Origin of the sequence: Halorubrum sp. Atlit-26R, from assembly GCF_003666015.1 — an archaeon.
GTDB lineage: Archaea > Halobacteriota > Halobacteria > Halobacteriales > Haloferacaceae > Halorubrum.
Map to the genome: position 1 here is coordinate 128,571 of NZ_QPLT01000003.1, position 16,081 is coordinate 144,651.

16 protein-coding genes are annotated in these 16,081 nt (G+C 70.9%); 12 read left to right on the forward strand and 4 right to left on the reverse strand.

All coding sequences use genetic code 11. The features are described 5' to 3' along the window. The first annotated feature begins 58 nt into the window (after positions 1-58). The 5 genes from hisI to DVK07_RS05020 all read left to right on the forward strand — a co-directional run bounded on the left by hisI (position 59) and on the right by DVK07_RS05020 (position 3,150). Complete coding sequence (hisI, locus tag DVK07_RS05000; protein ID WP_017344175.1) at positions 59-442, forward strand: phosphoribosyl-AMP cyclohydrolase; 384 nt, start codon at positions 59-61, stop codon at positions 440-442. 3 nt (positions 443-445) lie between these two features. Then, entirely contained in the window at positions 446-1,603 is a 1,158-nt protein-coding gene (locus tag DVK07_RS05005; RefSeq protein WP_121596034.1) for a hypothetical protein, read from the forward strand. An 82-nt stretch (positions 1,604-1,685) separates the two neighbouring features. After that, positions 1,686-2,084 carry a hypothetical protein gene (locus DVK07_RS05010; RefSeq protein WP_121596035.1) on the forward strand — a complete coding sequence of 133 codons (399 nt, stop codon included), beginning with the start codon at positions 1,686-1,688 and terminating at the stop codon, positions 2,082-2,084. Positions 2,085-2,182: 98 nt separating this feature from the next. Then, on the forward strand, positions 2,183-2,710 hold the full coding sequence (locus DVK07_RS05015) for a sugar-specific transcriptional regulator TrmB (RefSeq protein WP_121596036.1): 528 nt from the start codon (positions 2,183-2,185) through the stop codon (positions 2,708-2,710). A 2-nt stretch (positions 2,711-2,712) separates the two neighbouring features. Continuing rightward, complete coding sequence (locus DVK07_RS05020) at positions 2,713-3,150, forward strand: hypothetical protein (protein WP_121596037.1); 438 nt, start codon at positions 2,713-2,715, stop codon at positions 3,148-3,150. Between the two features lie 24 nt (positions 3,151-3,174). On the opposite strand, the gene DVK07_RS05025 is transcribed toward DVK07_RS05020, so the two are convergent. Further along, positions 3,175-3,726: a hypothetical protein gene (locus DVK07_RS05025; RefSeq protein ID WP_121596038.1), complete on the reverse strand. Its 552-nt coding sequence runs from the start codon at positions 3,724-3,726 to the stop codon at positions 3,175-3,177. Positions 3,727-3,881: 155 nt separating this feature from the next. Between DVK07_RS05025 and DVK07_RS05030 the strand changes: the two genes are divergently transcribed. After that, positions 3,882-6,620: an AAA domain-containing protein gene (locus DVK07_RS05030; protein ID WP_121596039.1), complete on the forward strand. Its 2,739-nt coding sequence runs from the start codon at positions 3,882-3,884 to the stop codon at positions 6,618-6,620. A 460-nt stretch (positions 6,621-7,080) separates the two neighbouring features. Here the strand turns inward: DVK07_RS05030 and DVK07_RS05035 are convergent, their stop codons facing one another. Further along, on the reverse strand, positions 7,081-8,127 hold the full coding sequence (locus DVK07_RS05035; RefSeq protein WP_121596040.1) for a phosphoribosylaminoimidazolesuccinocarboxamide synthase: 1,047 nt from the start codon (positions 8,125-8,127) through the stop codon (positions 7,081-7,083). A gap of 149 nt (positions 8,128-8,276) precedes the next feature. On the opposite strand from DVK07_RS05035, the gene DVK07_RS05040 reads away from it, so the two are divergent. Beyond that, positions 8,277-8,948, forward strand: coding sequence for a tRNA (cytidine(56)-2'-O)-methyltransferase (locus tag DVK07_RS05040; RefSeq protein ID WP_121596041.1), 672 nt, complete (start codon positions 8,277-8,279; stop codon positions 8,946-8,948). A gap of 6 nt (positions 8,949-8,954) precedes the next feature. Here DVK07_RS05040 and DVK07_RS05045 read toward each other — a convergent pair whose 3' ends face one another. After that, positions 8,955-10,433 carry an ATPase domain-containing protein gene (locus DVK07_RS05045; RefSeq protein WP_121596173.1) on the reverse strand — a complete coding sequence of 493 codons (1,479 nt, stop codon included), beginning with the start codon at positions 10,431-10,433 and terminating at the stop codon, positions 8,955-8,957. 73 nt (positions 10,434-10,506) lie between these two features. On the opposite strand from DVK07_RS05045, the gene DVK07_RS05050 reads away from it, so the two are divergent. Further along, complete coding sequence (locus tag DVK07_RS05050) at positions 10,507-12,021, forward strand: PAS domain-containing protein (protein ID WP_121596042.1); 1,515 nt, start codon at positions 10,507-10,509, stop codon at positions 12,019-12,021. Positions 12,022-12,049: 28 nt separating this feature from the next. Here the strand turns inward: DVK07_RS05050 and DVK07_RS05055 are convergent, their stop codons facing one another. Continuing rightward, positions 12,050-13,015, reverse strand: coding sequence for a hypothetical protein (locus DVK07_RS05055; protein WP_121596043.1), 966 nt, complete (start codon positions 13,013-13,015; stop codon positions 12,050-12,052). Between the two features lie 146 nt (positions 13,016-13,161). Here DVK07_RS05055 and DVK07_RS05060 point away from each other — a divergent pair, with 146 nt between their 5' ends. From DVK07_RS05060 to DVK07_RS05075, 4 genes are all read left to right on the forward strand, one after another. Next, entirely contained in the window at positions 13,162-13,686 is a 525-nt protein-coding gene (locus DVK07_RS05060; protein ID WP_121596044.1) for a transcription factor, read from the forward strand. After that, positions 13,686-14,381 carry a DUF2110 family protein gene (locus DVK07_RS05065; protein WP_121596045.1) on the forward strand — a complete coding sequence of 232 codons (696 nt, stop codon included), beginning with the start codon at positions 13,686-13,688 and terminating at the stop codon, positions 14,379-14,381. Before DVK07_RS05060 ends, DVK07_RS05065 begins: the two co-directional genes overlap by 1 nt. A gap of 15 nt (positions 14,382-14,396) precedes the next feature. Then, positions 14,397-15,176, forward strand: coding sequence for a DUF5803 family protein (locus tag DVK07_RS05070; protein ID WP_121596046.1), 780 nt, complete (start codon positions 14,397-14,399; stop codon positions 15,174-15,176). Between the two features lie 75 nt (positions 15,177-15,251). After that, the gene (locus tag DVK07_RS05075; RefSeq protein ID WP_121596047.1) at positions 15,252-15,950 is read left to right on the forward strand and encodes a molybdopterin-binding protein; all 699 of its coding nucleotides are present in this window, start codon (positions 15,252-15,254) and stop codon (positions 15,948-15,950) included. Positions 15,951-16,081 lie beyond the last annotated feature (131 nt).

The following is a 16,081-nucleotide window of genomic DNA, read 5'->3' on the forward strand; positions in this document are numbered from 1 at the left end:
GGCCCCGCGGGCCGCCGCAGGCACAAGGACTATTCGAGCGCCACGCCTCCGGACAGCCATGAGTGACGCCGACGCGGAGGCCGAGCCGATCGACGTCGACTTCGGCGAGAGCGGGTTGGTGCCGGCGGTCGCCCAGGACGCCGACTCCGGCGAGGTGTTGATGCTCGCGTACGTCTCGCCCGAGGCGCTGGCGCGCACCCGCGAGACCGGCGAGGCCCACTACTACTCCCGGTCCCGCGAGGAGATCTGGCACAAGGGAGGTACCTCCGGCCACACCCAGTCGGTCCGGGAGGTCCGGGTCGACTGCGACGCCGACACCCTTCTGTACCTCGTCGACCAGGCTGGCGGGGCCTGCCACACCGGTCACCGCTCGTGTTTCCACCGGACGATAGACGGCGAGCACGTCGGTGAGCGCGTCTTCGACCCCGACGAGGTGTACTGACCGATGGCCGAGGCCGTCACGGAGAGCGACGGCGCCGACCCCGTCGCCGAGGCCGGCGAGGCGGCCGCGCGGCTCCGCGAGCGCTACGACGAGCTCCGCCGGATCGAGTCCCGGATCGACGGCTACGGGCGCGACCGCGTCGAGGCGGCCGCGGACGCCTACCGCCGCGCGCAGCGGGTTCTCGACCGGTTCGAGGAGGACGCGGTCGGCTCGGGCGACTTCGAGTCGTACGTCCGCTTCCGCGGCGAGTTCGGCGACGCGGTCGACGTGGACGACGGCACGCCCGCAGGCGACGCCTTCGAGGCGGCCGACGAGGCGGTCGACAAGCGCCGGCTCTCGGAGTCGGACTTCGCAGCCGCCCGCGAGGCGCTGGAGCCGGCCGGGGAGTTCGTCGACCTCTTAGAGGCGCACGACGACGCGATCGACGACTACCGGGCGGCCCGGAAGGACGCCCGCGAGGCCCGCAAGCGCCTCGACGCCCGGCTCGACGAGCTCCGCGAGATCGCGGAGATGGCCGACGCCGACCTCGGCGCCGACCTCGACCCCCTCGGCGATCCGATCGCGGCGTACGACGAGGCGGTCCGGGAGGCGTTCCGGGAGTTCTTCAAGTCGGCGTCCGCCCGCGAGGTGTTCGACTTCCTCGACCGCGCCGACGGGACCCCGTTCGTCGACGTCGACGTGCCGCCGACGGACCTCGCGGAGTACGTCGAGACGCGCGCGGCCGGCAAGGAGCCGCCTGCGACGCTGCTCGAGTACGCCGACTACACGAACTCCAAGTTGGAGCACTACGTCGACGACCCGGGGGCGCTCCGCACCGCAGTTGCGGTCCACCGGACGTACCTCGAACGCCTCGACGGCGAGCCGCTGACGCTCGACTGGCCGCCGAAGCCGGGCGACGAGCTCGCCTACGAGATCGACGAGCTGGTCCCGCTCGTCGGACGGATCGCGGACGACGAGACCGTCGCGACCCTGCGCTCCGTCCGGGAACTGGCGCGGAGCGACGAGTACGAGCGGCTCCGCCGCGCGGCCGAGGTAAGACACGAGCTCGACGACGAGGACCTGGCCCTGATCGAGCGCGGCGAGGCCGACGACCGCCTCGCCGAGGCCGAGCGGACGCGCTCGCTCGTCGACGACGTGCTGGCGGAGACGGAGCGGGAGTAGGTTCGACTCGGCGCGGTCGGTGACTGGACGCCCGCCGCTCCGGAGTGCGGATTTTTAAGCCCCGTCGCGGCCGAGCGACCGTATGACCAGATTCGACGCCGCGACCGAGGACGAGCGGCTGAAGCTGTTCGCCGACGCCGCGGCCGCGCACCGCGCGCGCTCCGGCGACGTGATGACCGTCGACGTCGACCCCGACAGCGACGACACCGAGGGCGGCGAGGTGCCGCCGTGGATCCAGCTGGCGGGCACCGAGCTCATCATGGACTGTACCGACGAGGAGTTAGACCGCCTGAAGGACCTGCTCTCCGAGTTCCCCGAGTTCCGGATCGACGAGCTCGTCAGCCCCGAGGAGGCCGAGGGGACGAACGCCGTCGTCACCGCGCGGTCGGACGCGAACCGCGTCGCGGGGTTCGTCGAGCGCGCGTTCCGCGAGGTGTACGAGCTCGACGACGAATACCGGGCGTGGGTGACGGCGATCTGACGGCGGCGGATTCGGCCGAGGAGCTGGTACGGTACCGGTAGCGCACAAATATCTGAGCAGTGCGAAGATATTTTGATAACCGGTCCGTACGCGTCGCCATGACCGACTTCGATCCCGCCCCCGATTCAGAGGCGGGCGAGTCGCGGTGGCAGGCGGGGACCGACACGTTCGGTCGCGTCTACGACGCGGTCCTCGGTCTGACGTCGCCGACGGCTTACACCGACGTGGCCGACCTCGCGGACTGCTCGCCGAACGCGGCGAAGAAGCACCTTGACCGGCTGGCGGAGATGGGCGTCGCCCGCGCGAACCGAGAGAGTCGCCCGGCGACGTACGAGCGGAACGAGGGGTACCTCGAATGGCAGGACGCGAGCCGGATCGCGGCCGACCTCTCGGTCGAGGAGATCATCGACCGGGTCGCCGAACTCGAAGCGCGGCGGTCCGAGTACGAGTCGCGGTTCGACGCGGACGACCCGAGCGCCGTCTCCGTGTTCGACGCCGCCGACCACGAGACCGTCCACGAGCGGATGGAGGCGGTGAGCGACTGGCGCCGAGCGATTCGGGACCGCCGGCTCTACGAGCTCGCGCGCCGGCTCGCGGAGAACGACGGACGCCTGATCCCCGCCTGAAGATGGATCCCTCGGAAGGCGATGCGAGGAACGGTTCGACCGGCCCGCCGGACCGACAGACGCTGCGACTGCTCGAACGGCAGTTGATCTCTGACCCACTCGTCGCCGCGACCGAGTTCGAGCCGGACCCGTACGAACCGCGGTCGCTGCGGGCGGTGCTGGACGCGGACCGATATCCCGATCCGGTGACCGCGGCCCGGGTCGACGTCCGGTGGTTCACGACGGACGATTTCTCGATCCACTACGTCGAAGACCGGGGCGACGACCGCTGGGAGTGTCGGTGGGACCGACATCCGAACGCGCACGACGCTCGGGTCCACTTCCACGAGCCGCCGACCGGCGCCGAGGTGTCGCCCCTCGATCTACCGTCGCTCCACCCCCTCGAAGTGTACTCGACGGCGTTCGAAGCGATCGAACGGCGGGTCGAATCGCTGTGGTGAGGGAGGGACGCCGGATTTGGTAACTTAGTGGAAGCCGCGGTCGACGTCGTCCTCGTCGATCAGGTCGTCGAGCTCGCTCGTGAGCAGCTCCTCGGCCTCGTCGAAGGTGTCCGAGAGTTCGTCGAGCTCGTCGGGGCGGCCGTCGAACTCGTACTCCATCGGGCCGAACGCGGGCGACTCGACGGCCTCCATCACGTCCTCGAAGAGGTGGTCGGGGTCGGTGGGCGCCTCGGCGTGGACCTTCAGCGTCTCCGTGAGCCGCGTCGCCATCTCCTCGGCGTGGTCCTCGTCTTCCGGCGCCGACTGAACCGCGAACCGCCCGTCGCTGTCGGCGTCGGGGAGGAGCGGGTCGAGCTCGTCGTCGACCTTGCGGGCGACCTGTGCGCCGACGCCGCGCAGGTCGCGGGGGTTCTTCGCGTACGTCTTCAGGTGGTAGAGGCCGACGCTCGGGTGGCCGAAGTAGAGGTCCTCGCCGAGGCCGCCCTCGCGGGAGCCGGCGACCGCGCGCCAGCCGTCGGGGTCGGTCGAGTCGCTCGCGACGTCCGCGAGGATGTCGTCCCAGTCTCGTACGCGCATGTCGGTCCACTATTTATAAGTGAACCCGCTTGAGCGTGTCGGTGCCGGCGGGGCGGGCGGCGGCGGTGCCGCCGCGCCACGCGCACCGCCGCCGCCCGCCCCGCGCCGACCGCGACCACCGACAGCGTTTTTCGGTGCCGCCGCCGAGCGGGGACGTGAACGTTCGCGGGCCGATCGTCTCCGTCGGGGAGGCGCGGACGGTGTCGACGTCGTACGGCGAGCGCGACCTCCGCGAGGTGCGGGTCCGGCCCGACCGCGGCGCGGGCGACCCGGTCGACGTGACGCTGTGGGGGAAGTGGACGGAGACCGCGGAACACGCGGAGCCGGGGATGGAGCTGCTCGTCACCGACCCGGAAGAAGACGAGTACCGCGGCGAGACGGGGTACGCGACGACCGACGAGTCGTGGGTCGTCCTCCAGCCCGACTTCCTCGTCGACGTGACCGGGATCCGCTCGTGGGTCCAGTGTCCGCGGATGTACTATTTAAATAAGCTCTCCGGGATCCCGCTCAACTACCCGGTCGTCAAGGGGACCATCGTCCACGAGGTGTTCGGGGACTTGCTCCGCGGGATGGAGTTAGAGGAGTCCGTGGAGGACCGCGTCGCCGAGGCGGGGCTCGAACTCGGGCTCCTCGGCTACGAGACGGAGGAGGTGGAAGACGAGGTGCGGCGCAACGCCGCCGCGGTCGAGGGGTGGCTCGCGCAGGGCACCCTGAGCGACGAGGACACGTGGCGCTCGGAGTTCTCGCTCATCTCGCCGACGTTCGGTTTAAAAGGGCGGGCCGACGCGCTCCGGCGCGGCACCCCCGTCGAGCTGAAGACCGGGAAGAACACCAAGCGGGAGCCGCGCTTCCACGACAAGGTCCAGGCCGCCTGCTACGCGCTCATGCTCGACGAGCGCGGCGTCGACCCCGACATCGGCACGCTGCTGTACACGAAGAACACCGCCCTCGATCGCAACGAGGAGTCGGGCGACCTCGCGCCCGCCAAGGAGTTCACGGTCGGGCGGGGCTTCCTTGAGTTCGTCGTGCGCGAGCGCAACGCCCTCGCGGCGATGGAGTGGCGCGCGCTCAACGACCCCGGCGAGCGTCCCACGGTGCCGACGGGGTACGAGGCGGACGCGACCTGCAGCTACTGCTTCGAGCAGGACGCCTGTATGGTCGTCTCCGGGCGGCTCGACCAGGAGTCGAAGGCGGGCCAGATCGGGACGCCGGTGCCCGACGCCGAGCGCGACTACTTCGACCGCTTCTACGTCGCCCTCGAAGAGGAGCGCCGCGAGACCCACGCCGAGTACCGGAAGCTGTGGGAGCAGACGCCCGAGGAGCGCGCCGCGGACGACCGCGCGCTGATCGACCTCGAACCGGTCGCGCAGACCGAGATCGACGACGCCCGCTGGGAGCTGCGCGCGCGGAAGCCCGGCGACGCCGTCTCGAAGCTCCGCGAGGGCGACGTGGCGCTCGCGAGCGACGGCGACCCGGTCTCCGGTCACGCCGAGCTCGGGCGGATCACCGAACTCGGGAAAGGCGAGGTCGTCGTCGAGACGGACGAGCCGGTCGAGCTGCGGCGGCTCGACGTCTACCCCTCCGAGATCTCGGTCGACCGCTCGCTCACCGCGCTCCACGACGCGGTCCTGAAGGGCGACCCCGACCGCAAGGACGTGATCTTCGGCCGCCGGGAACCCGAGTTCCGGGACCAAGCCGAGCGACCGCCGGGCAGCCCCGGGAGTGGCGACTCGAACGACCCGGAGGACTCGGACGACTCGGACGCCTACATCGACAACAACGACGCCCAGAACGAGGCGGTCGAACTCGCGGTCGACGCCGAGGACCTCGCGCTGATCCACGGCCCGCCCGGCACCGGGAAGACGTACACCATCGCCCGGACGATCCGGGCCTTGGTCGCCGAGGGGAACCGGGTGCTCCTCTCGGCGTTCACGAACCGCGCGGTCGACAACGCCCTCGAAGCGCTGCGCGACCAGGGGTTCGAAGAGGTGCTGCGCGTCGGCACCGAGACCGGCGTCCGCGACGACATGCGGGACGTGCGGCTCGTCCAGCGCGGCGAGCCGAACGCGAAGGCCGCGGAGCTGCGGGACGCGCCGGTCGTCGCCGCCACCACCGCGGCCTGCGGCTCCCGCGTCATGCGCGAGTGCGAGTTCGACGTGGCCCTCGTCGACGAGGCCTCGCAGCTCACGGAGCCGGGGACCCACGCCGCGATCAACCTCGCCGACCGGTTCGTCCTCGTCGGCGACCACGAGCAGCTTCCGCCGGTCGTCCGCGCGGAGAACGACCTTCAGACCTCGCTGTTCCAGCGCCTCATCGAGACGTACCCCGACGCGAGCGTCATGCTCGACCGCCAGTACCGGATGAGCCAGCGCATCCAGGCGTTCGCCTCCGCGGAGTTCTACGACGGCGCGCTCCGCCCCGCCACGCCCGAGGTGGCCGGGCAGACCCTCCACGACCTCGGCGTCGACCCCGACGCGCTCGCGCCCGAGCTGACGGGCGGCGTGGGGTTCGTCGATCCCGACGGCGAGCGCGACGGGAACCGGAACGTCCGCGAGGCCGAGCGCGTCGCCGCGGTTGTCGACGCCTACGTCGCCGCGGGCGTCGACCCGGAGGACATCGGCGTCATCGCCCCGTTCCGCGCGCAGGTCGCGGAGGTCGGGCGCCGGACCGACGTGACGGTCGACACCGTCGACCGCTTCCAGGGCTCCTCGAAGGAGGTCATCCTCGTCTCGTTCGTCGCGACCGGCGACCTCGACGGCCCCATCTTCGAGGACCACCGCCGGATAAACGTCGCGCTCACCCGGGCGAAGAAGCAGCTGACGCTCGTCGGCGACGCCGACGCGCTCGGCTCCGACCCGTTCTACGCGCGGATGCTCGACTGGGCGCGGCGGTGAGACGGGCCTCAAGCTGACTCGTTCACACTCGTGAGCAACAGCCCAGACCGCTTATAAATCGATGCGGTGGCGCGTGCCTGCGAGGCCGCGGAGCGGCCGAGCAGCACCGCGCGAGGGAGTCAGTCGCCGGAGCGAAGCGGAGGCGACTGACGAGGCTGGGGAGGTGTGAGGTGCGGTGCGGTCGCGGTCGGGTGGGACTCAAAGGGGCAGTCGCGCGGGCGCCGTAGGCGAGGCAAGCACTGGAAGGAGCGAGCAACGCGAGCGACTGAAGCGCGCAGCGAGCGTACGGCGCCCGCGCGACTGGGGCTTTGGCGGTGTTCACAGTCGATCCGTCATCAGTTGTTTATAAGTGAACGTATGGGGCATTAGACGTGTTTTCCGCCAATTCGTCATCAGCCTTTTATAAGCAAGCGTCGGAGAATTTGGCGGCGTTCGCTGCGGCGCCAGCGGTCGCGTTCTTTTATAAGTCGTCGGCCGCGTCCAGCGCCGCCTCGATCCCCGGAACGTCGAACCACTCGCGGTCGGTGTACGCGTTCGTCCCGGCCGCGTACAGGTCCGAGACGGCCTCGACGACCGCCGTCGGAAGCGGCTCGGGCTCGCGGTCGCAGAGCTCGCGCCAGTCGTCGATGTCGCGGCCCGCGACCGACTCCTTCGCCTCCTTCACGGCGTCGACCCAGTCGGGGTCGTTCGCCTTGTACCACTGGCGGACGACCTCCTTCGAGATGCCGCGACCACCGTACGAAAATCGGTTCTCGTCGAAGGTGCCGACCACGTCCGCGACCCGGAGCTCGCCGTCGACGTAGAGGCACTCGATCTTCCCGTCCTCGTGGACGAATCCGGTCGCCTCGGCGCGCTCGGTGACGACGCGGTTCACGTCGAGCGCGAGCGATTCGAGGGCGTCGACATCCGCGACCCCCGCGATCTCGTCGGCCTCGGCGCGGGTCAGGTACCGGTCCTGCTGCTCGTACTTCGTCGAGAACTCCACGACCGGCTCCGGGAGGTCGGCCGGCTCGTCGGGCCAGTCGCCGTCGGGCCCGCCGAGGTCGTCGAGGCCGAAGTCGGCGGGCTCTCTGCGGCGCCGCAGACTCGACCCGACCGGAACCCGGTTGCGGAAGACGACCTCCAGCGGAACGAGGTAGTTCTCCCCGCCCGCGGCGTGGAACGCGTCGTAGTCGTAGCCGGCGTGGGGGCCCTCGTACGGGAGGTCCGGCACCTGCGTCAGGTCGATGGCCATCTCCGTCGGCGGGGCGCCCGCCTCGTCGAGCGGCACGACATCCCCGGAGTCGGCGTCCGCGACCCCTCGGTAGTGGGTCGGGACCCCCTCGCGCTCCAGCAGTTCGAAGTTGAACGCGCCCATGGTACAGAGGCTCGCGCCCTTGTTCGGGATCGCGTCGGGCATCTGCCCCCAGTCGAACACCGAGTAGGCGTCCGTGAAGACGAACCGCCCCCGACCGAGGCCCTCGGCGGTCGCCGGCTCGTCGACGCGGAACTCCTTGACGCTCGTCATGGCGGATACCGCGACCGCCTCCCACAAGAAGGTTTCAGTTACGTGGTCACCTCGGGGCACCTCGATCCGATTCGATCCACGAGTACGGATCAACACGACCGCGCCCTCGCATCGAAAGCGACACCCGGCTCGCCCGCCCAGCCCGAGGCATGAACGATGCGCGCGAGGTCGTCGTCCTCCGGTACGGCCACCGTCCGGGGCGCGACGACCGCATGACGACGCACGTCGGGCTGACGGCGCGGGCGCTCGGTGCCGACCGGGTGATCTTCCCCGACAACGCCGGCCAGTCGGCGGAGACCGTCCGCGACATCACCGACCGGTTCGGCGGCCCGTTCGCGGTCGAACTCCGGGACGACCAGAAGGCGATCGTCCGAAACTGGAACGGCGTCGTCGTCCACCTCACGATGTACGGCGAGCGCGTCCAAGACGTCGAGGCGGACGTTCGCGAGGCCGTCGGCCTCGACGAGCCCGAGGTGGTCGGGGAGGCGTCGCCGCCGCGCGACCTCCTCGTCGTGGTCGGCGGCGAGAAGGTGCCGTGGGCGCTGTACGAGCGCGCCGACTTCAACGTGGGCGTGACGAACCAGCCGCACTCCGAGGTCGCCGGGCTCGCCGTCTTCCTCGACCGCCTGTTCGAGGGCGCGGAACTCGACCGCGAGTGGGCGGACGCCGACCGCCGCGTGGTCCCGGAGGCGACCGGCAAGACGGTGGTCGACGCGGACGGAGGGCCAGCGGAGGGGAACGGGGACGGTGCCGGGGAGGGGCCGGCGGAGGAGAAGGGAGACGAATCCGAGGGGGCAGGCGGGACGGCCGACCGAGACTGAAGCGCGCTACTCCCCGTCGTTCCGGTCCGCCTCCCGGTCGACGACCTCCGGCGTGCCGCTCAGGATGCCGCGGAACCCGGACATCGGCTCGCCGACGGTGATCCCGTGTTCCGTAATCGCGAACTCGCGGATCGTGCGCTCGAAGTCGCTCGTCCGCTTCTTGAGGACGCCGATCGCCTTCCGGATCTCGCCGTCGACCTCGAGGTGGCGGAGGAAGAGGATGTTGTCGGCGAGGTAGCTGACGTTCTCCATCGTCGCGTGGAACTCGCCCGTGACGTTCCGGGTCTCGTCGACGAAGATCCCCGTCACGCCCGCGTTCTTGAGGTAGCGGCCGAGCGCGTGTATCTGCTGGATCATCTGATCGCCCTCGCCGCGAAGCGTCAGCCGGTAGCCGGCGATGCCGTCGACCATGACGATGTCGGCGCCTTCCGCCTCGACCTCGTCGCGGACCATCCGCGCGAACTCCTGTGGCGACCGCTCTAACGCCTCCACCTCGACCACTTCGAGGGTCCCCCGCTCCATCATCTGGTCCACCGGGATGTTGACGGCCCGCGACCGGGCGAGGAACGTCTCTTTCGTCTCCTCGAACAGGTAGATGACGGAGCGCTCGCCCCGCCCCGCGGCCTCCTTCATGAACTGCGTACTGAGAGTCGTCTTGCCCACGCCGGTCGGCCCGCTCACGATGCTGACGGTGCCGCGCTCTATCCCGCCGTGGAGCAGCTCGTCGACCTCCGGGATGCCGGAGGAGATCTGCTCGAACTCGCCGTCGTCCCCGCGGTACGCCCCGGGCTGGAGCGCGGGGTACGCCTCGATCCCCGACTCGGTGATCCGGTACGCGTGATCGCCGCTCTGGGTCTCGGAGCCGCGGAACTTCGGCACGCGGACCGTCTTGCCGTACGACGCGGCGTCCAGCCGGATCGTCCCGTCGGTGATGAACTCCAGGTCGTCCGTGGGCAGCGACTCGGTGTTCTGGACGGTGAACAGCACCGTCGCGCCTCGGTCTTTTAAAAATCGCATGAACCCGACCACCTGTTTCCGGAACTGGTAGTCGTCGGACAACAGGAAGCGGAGCTGCGTCAGCGGGTCGACGACGACTCGGTCCGGGTCGACCGCTCTGACGCCCTCGACGATGCGGTCGGTCAGCGGCTCCCGCTCGACCTCCGAGGGGGCGAACACCTCGTACGACTCGTCCTCGACGAACGCGTCGGCGCTCGGGCTTAAATCGAGGAACTCGATCGCGTCGGTGTCGAACCCGAGCGCCGCGGCGTTCGCCTTCAGGTCGCGGAGGTCCTCCTCGAGGTTGACGAAGAGCGCCGTCTCCCCCTCGTCGACGCCCTGCTGGAGGAAGTGGAAGCTCAGGATGGTCTTCCCGCTGCCGGCCTGCCCGCGGATCATGTAGCTCCGTTCCGGAACGAGGCCCCCGGACAGCACCTCGTCGAGACCGGCGATGCCGGTCGACGCCCGCTCGGCCGTTGTCGATGTCATACCCGCCCAGTCGGCCGCGACCGTCATATAAATGGGTAGTTCTTAGTGGGTTCCCACCCTCATACGAGTAAAGATGGGTTCGGAGCCGGAGCCGGCTGTCGGTGGCGCCGACAGCCACCGGTCCGTCGATCCCGGCGACGGAGACGCCCGAACCACCGACCGCGGGCGCGGAGAGGCGATGCCCGCGGGCGACGACGCGACGGTCCTCCTCCTGATGGACGCCGACCGCGACCGCGAGCTGCTCGCCGAGGCGCTGGGCGACCGGTACCGGGTCCGGACGGCCGTCGAGCCGTCGGCGCTCGACCGCAAGTTCGACTGCTGTATCCTCGACACGGCCGCCTTCGACGCCGTCGATGGCGCCGTGGACGAGCGCCGCGACCGGGCGGACCCCGCGTTCCTGCCGTTCGTGCTGCTGGTGAGCGAGGGCTCGGGGAGCGGACCGGCCGACCGCGCGTGGGAGCGCGTCGACGACGTCATCGAGCTGCCGGTCGCCCGGCGGGCGCTGCTCACGCGAGTGTCGAACCTAGTCAAGCGGCGGATGACCTCGCTCCGACTCAGGCGGACCGTCGCCGACCTGCGGCTCAAGGAGCGCGCGATGGACGAGGCGCCCGTCGGGATCACCCTCGCGCGGGCGACGGACGGCGACGACAACCCGATGGGGTACATCAACGGCGCGTTCGAGGAGCTGACGGGGTACGGCCAGGGGATGCTCGGCGAGGACTGCCGGTTCCTTCAGGGACCGGACAGCTCGGACGAGACGCGGGCGGAGATCCGGACCGGGATCGACGAGGAACGGCCGGTCGACGTGGACGTCCTCAACTACCGGAAGAGCGGACAGAAGTTCTGGAACCGCCTCCAGATAGAACCCCTCCGGAACGAGTCGGGCGATGTCACGCACTTCGTCGGGTTCCAGGCGGACATCACCGAGCGGAAGATCCGCGAGCGACGGTTAGAGGTAATGGCGCGGGTGCTCAACCACAACCTCCGGAACAAGATGAACCTCATCTCGGGGTACGCGGACCTGCTCCGGAACGACCCCGACGAGGAGTCGCGGCGCCGGGCGCTCGACGTGATCACCGAGACGGCCGCGGACCTCACCGGAATCGCGTCCGCCGTCCAGACCGTCGACGAGACGGTCTCCGCGCCCCCGCTCGACGCCCCGCTCGACCTCCGCGACGAGCTGATCGAGCTCCGGAACCGGATCCGCAGCCGCTACCCGGACGCCGAGGTGACCCTCTCGCTCCCGGACGACGACCCGATCGAGGCGACGGTCGTCGGGCTCCCCGTCGCCGTGGCGGAAGCGGTCGAGAACGCCGTGAAGCACAACGACGACCCGTCGCCGTCGGTCGAGGTGCGCGTCGAGCGCAGTCCGCCGGGATGGGTCGCGATCGAGGTCGAGGACGACGGCCCCGGGATCCCGGACCACGAGACGCAGGTGTTAGTGGCGGGCGAGACGTCGCTGACCCACGCCGACCGGCTCGGCATCTGGCTCATGTACTGGGTCGTGGCGAAGGCGGGCGGCGAGTTCGACGTCGACACCGCGGAGAACGGGACGACGATCCGGATCGAAGTGCCGGTCGATCCCTGATCGGGGGTCGAGCCCGCCCCGTGACGCGCTACAGCGCTCGCTTCGAGCGGAGCCGCGCGAGCCGCGTCCGCGCCTCCTGCCGGCTCGTCCCGCGCACCCGACCCGTCTCGGCGTCGGCCATGGAGACGAAGGAGAGGCGGTCGAGGAGGGGCGGCCAGTCGCCGGCGCCCGCGGCGTCGCCGGCGAACGCGACCGCGTTGCCGAGCCCCTCGCGCTCCTCGGTCCCGGCCCGCGCGACCAGCGCGTCCGCGGCGCGGCGCCCGCCGGCCACGGCGAGCCGGTCGCCGACCGTCGCGGGGACCCACGCCGGGAGGAGGAGCAGCCAGCACAGGACGCCGGCGGCCGCGTACGCCCACGACGGGACGCGCTCGCGGTCCGGCTCGTACCCGTGGATCCGGTTGACGCGTCGGTCCGCGGCGGTGCGGTCGCCGCGCCGCCCCACGAGCAGCGTCGCGAGCAGCGCCGCGGTCTCGACGGCCGCCAGCGCCGGGAGCGTCGCGGTCGTGAGCAGCGCCTGCCGCGTCCGCAGCCGGACGAGCGCGTGGCGCAGCGCGGCGTCGCGGTCGGCCTTCGGGAGGGCGAGCAGGCGCGTCGAGACGACGAGCCGTGCCCCCCGGTAGCCGTCCGTGACGGCGACGTTCGCGGCGTCGGCGCGGACCGCGGTCACCTCGGGCGCGTCGACGCCGACCTCGGCCGCGAGCGACTCGACGCGGTCGGCGACGAAGTCGGCGCGGCGGTCGTCGAGGTCGGCGGCGGGGAGCCGCGCGATCCGCCTGTCGACGAGGACCGGGCCGAGCGTCGCCGAAGCAGCGGGACCGACGGCGACCGCGGCGAGCAGTCCCCCGGGCGCGCCGAGGGGGACGAGCGCGAGCCCGTTCGGGCCGAGTAGCGCGGCGAGCGGGACCAGCGGGACCGCCGCCAGCACCGCCGGGACCGCGAGGAGCCCGAGGGCGCCGAGCGCGCGTCGCCCCCGTCCGTCCACCGAGTCTGCCATACGGGCGAGTGTGAGCCACGGCGCGTAAAGCTCTGCCGGACCCGCGGGTCGACGGGGGTCCGGAAGGTGAATGCTCCGGCATCGAGCCGCGGCCGCGACCGCGCCTTTCGGAGGTTTTAACCGGATTCCACCACCAGTTTACCGCAATGGCTTTTGAGGATCTACTGAACGACCCCGTCATCCAGAAGTACCTCCACGAGCTGGTGGGACCGACGGGGATGCCGGTCGCGGCCGCGCCCCCCGACGGCGAGGTCACCGACGAGGAGCTGGCCGAGGAGCTCGGCTTAGAGCTCAACGACGTGCGGCGCGCGCTGTTCATCCTGTACGAGAACGACCTGGCGACGTACCGGCGCGTCCGCGACGAGGACTCCGGGTGGCTCACGTACCTGTGGACGTTCCACTACGACAACATCCCGGAGAACCTCCAGGAAGAGATGTACCGGCTGCTCGAGGCCTTAGAGGAGCGCGAGGAGTACGAGCGCACCCACGAGTTCTACCTCTGTGAGGTGTGTTCGATCCGCTTCGAGTTCGGCGAGGCGATGGACTTCGGCTTCGAGTGCCCGGAGTGCGGTTCCCCCCTCGAAGCGATGGACAACGACCGGCTCCGCGACGCGATGGACCAGCGCATCGAGGCGCTGCGCGACGAGCTCAACGCGGACGTGACCGGCTGATGGTCGTCCTCGCAACCAAGTGCTACGTCGAGGGCGACGCCCGCGACCGCGCGCTCGACGGGATGAACTCGCTCGTCGCCAACGACGTCGGCGAGCTCGACGTCGACTGGCAGGTGGGCGTCCGCGACGACGACTTCGTCCAGGTCGACGTGACCGGCGAGGACGCGCCCGTCGCGCGCAACGTCCTCGCGGAGACGTGGGGCGAGGTCGTCGCCCACGACGGCGGACTGGAGGCTGGCGAGGAGTACGTCGGCACCCTCGAGTCGTGGGACGACGTCGGGGTCACCCTCGACGCCGGCGTCGACGTGTTCGTCCCCGCCGACGAGCTGGGGCTCGGCGTCGGCTCGCCGGAGCAGGTCGTCGAGCGGTTCGGCCTCGTCCAGCACCTCCCGATGCGGTTCGTCTACGGCGGCGACGCCGACGACCCGGACGCGGAGCCGACCCGGCTCGCCGACGCCGAGCGCGACCGCCTGTACGACTGGCAGCGCGGCGACGGCCGGGTGAACGTCAACTCCGCGACGCGCGGCGAGACGCGCGCGACGGTGAACCGCGCGGGCCACGCGCAGGACATCGTCACCGTCGAGCGGCTCGGACTCCTCGAACAGAGCATCGTCTGCGCGGAAGGGACTGACCCGCCGGGGTTACTCGCCGCCATCGGCTCGTACCTCCCGGCCGAGATGCGCTGTGTGGTCTAACCAGATCCGAGAACCGTGAACAGACGCTTCGCGCTCGCGGTGGCGGCGATCGCCCTCCTCGCGGTCAGCGCCGGCTGCCTCGGCTACGCGACCGGCGGCGGCGAGGTGACGAACGAGACGCTCGACGCTGAGCCGCCCCGCGAGTACGAGTTCGACACGGACCGGGACGCCGCGTTCACCCTCTCGACGGACGCGAGGTACACCGCCGTGTACGCGGTCGGCGACCGGGAGGAGATCCGGCTGTACGAGCAGACGCCGTACGCGGGCGACCAGCCCCTGGAGTTCGAGGCGTTCCGGTATCGGTACCCCGACGGCGAGGTGATCACGGGCAGCGAGTTCCGCGCCCGCGGCGGCGAGATCGAGCGGACGACCGACGAGACGTGGATCCGGTTCGCGGACGACATGGCGGGCGGGGAAGCGGCGTTCTCGGGCGCCGGGTCGCCGCGCCGGTTCACGATGCGCGCCTACGTCGAGGGGTCGTACGCCGTGACGCTCCCGCCGGGCTTCACCACGGAGTTCCCGATCGTCGGCCACGTGTCGCCGCGTGACCACTCCGTCGAGGCGGTCGGCGACCGCGACCGGATCGTCTGGGACGAGGTGTCGGGCGGCTCGATCGTCGTCCAGTCGTACCGCGAGGGCGACTTAGTGGTGTTCGGCGTCATCCTCGTGATCGGAGCGGTCGCCGCGGTCGCCGGGACGGTCTACTTCCGGCGACAGCTGGAGGCGCTCCGGGAGCGCCGCCGCGACCTCGGTTTGGGCGTCTACGACGACGATGACGACGACGGCTTGCTCTGACGGCCGCGGGCGCGTCGATCCCCGAACGCCGCCCCCGCCGCGGTCCTTTTCTACCGCGCGCCGCTTGAGTCGGGTATGAACGCCGCCGTCGTCACCGTCGGGGACGAACTCCTCGTCGGTGACACCGAGAACACGAACGCCACCTGGCTCTGCGACCGTCTCGACGCGCGGGGCGTCGCCGTCCGGCGCGTGACAGTCGTGCCGGACGAGGTGAGCGAAATCGCGCGCGTCGTCAACGAGTACCACGCCGAGTACGACGCGGTGATCGTCACCGGCGGTCTCGGGCCGACGCACGACGACGTGACGATGGAGGCGGTCGCGGCCGCGTTCGGCCGCGACCTCGTCGAGAACGAGGAGGCGGCCGCGTGGCTCGCCGAGCGCGGGTACAGCGGGAGCGACCTCGCGGCGGAGACGACGCACCTCCCCGCTGACTGCCGGCCGCTGCCGAACGAGGCCGGGGTCGCGCCGGGCGCGGTCGTCGAGTCCGTCTACGTCCTGCCCGGCGTCCCGACGGAGATGAAGGCGATGTTCGAGCTGGTCGCAGACGAGTTCGCGGGGACGCTCACCCACGTGCTCACCGTCGACGTCGACGAGCCGGAGAGCGAGCTGCTGGACCGGTTCGCGTCGCTGCGCGAGCGGTTCGACGTGCGCGTCGGCTCCTACCCGGGCGAGGTCGTGACCGTGAAGATCACCGCCGAGAGCGAGGCGGAGGCCGAACTCGCCGCGGCGTGGATCCGCGAGCACACGGACGCGGTCGAGGAAGAGTCCGCCTGACGGTACAGGTGCGAGCGCTCTGCCTAGCGGTACAGGTACGCGACCCACACGGCGACGAGCGCGAGGCTCGCGAGCAGGACCGCGCCCGCGGTCGCGCTGATCGGCAGCGGCTCCGTCACGGCGGCTTCGAG